Annotated in this window: 1 protein-coding gene; it reads left to right on the top strand. The window is 55.3% G+C overall.

Features of this window, described 5'->3' with window-relative positions:
• Nucleotides 1-216 precede the first annotated feature (216 nt).
• A partial coding sequence (locus H6A60_RS11580; RefSeq protein WP_205104767.1) for an IS110 family RNA-guided transposase occupies nt 217-1,136 on the top strand: 920 nt, incomplete at its 3' end.

Below are 1,136 nucleotides of genomic sequence, written 5' to 3'. Positions count from 1 at the left end.
CGCGAACGGCATTCGCTCGATTTGCCCGAGAACGCCAAGCTCGTTGAAGAGCTGCAACTCAGAATTTAGCAACAGAAAACGAGACTAAATGATGTAAGCATGCTTACCCCTCGCGCCGTAAAGCCCCGTCTCTAATGACATGGACCACCCACCACCCCGAATCGTTACGCAGCAGCGCGACAATGGGTGAAAAGGAACCTTATGGAGGTCCATGTCATGTCGAAGAAGAATACGCGCCGTTCACTGGATACGTCCATCTCTTACGCCGTTATTGGTCTTGATCTGGCAAAGGCTGACGCTGCAGTTGCGGCCGTCCCTTGCTCCAATGACGAGATGGGCCTCATCGACCGGATGGACTATGCCACGCTCTTTGAGCAGGCGGAAAAGCTTCCGCCGACGCTTTTCGCGATGGAGCCTTGCTGCGGGTACAGTCATATTTGCCTGCGTCTGCAGAGCCTAGGGCACGACGTCAAGGTCATTTCCGGGCGCGCTGTCAAGAACTGGATTGCGACGCATAAGGCAAATCAGAAAACAGACCTCAACGACGCGATAGCGCTGGCAAAGCTCGCACTGCATGGCGACGCGCTCACGCCGATCCGCGTTAAGAGCGTTGAACAATGCCGGATGGCTACAGTACAGACGATCAGACGGCAGCTCCGTACTCAGGCGACGAAGTCGCTGGTGTGCTTCAAAAGTACTTGTCAAAGCTGGGGAATTGTGATTCCTCGAGGCAGCTTGAGCACGAAAAAGATGGAGGCCGCAATCGCGGGGGCGGAGGATATGCTCGGGGCGGAAGTGACATCGAGCTTGAAGATCCTTCTTGATGCCTATAAGGCCACGGTTCAGTCAATCAACGAGCTCGACAAAAAGCTTGATGCGCTCGTGCAGAACAACGAGCAGGCCCGACTGATGAAGAGCGTATTGGGCATCGGTACGCAGACAGCGGCTCGTCTGGCAACTGTTACAGGCGACATCAAACGGTTCCAGACGCCTCGGAGCTACGTTGCTTACATCGGTTTGGCGCCGCGAAACATCATTACAGGTCATTGCGGAACGCCTACACCAAAAAAGAACGGCGCCTCGAGGCCAGTCAGCAACAGGGGCCAGGGAAAAGTTTCACGCAACGGGGACAGAGT

The organism is Sutterella massiliensis (assembly GCF_016899755.1).
Classification (GTDB): domain Bacteria; phylum Pseudomonadota; class Gammaproteobacteria; order Burkholderiales; family Burkholderiaceae_F; genus Sutterella; species Sutterella massiliensis.
Note: the sequence above shows the minus strand (reverse complement) of the source record. Positions and strands in the feature narration are given on the sequence as shown.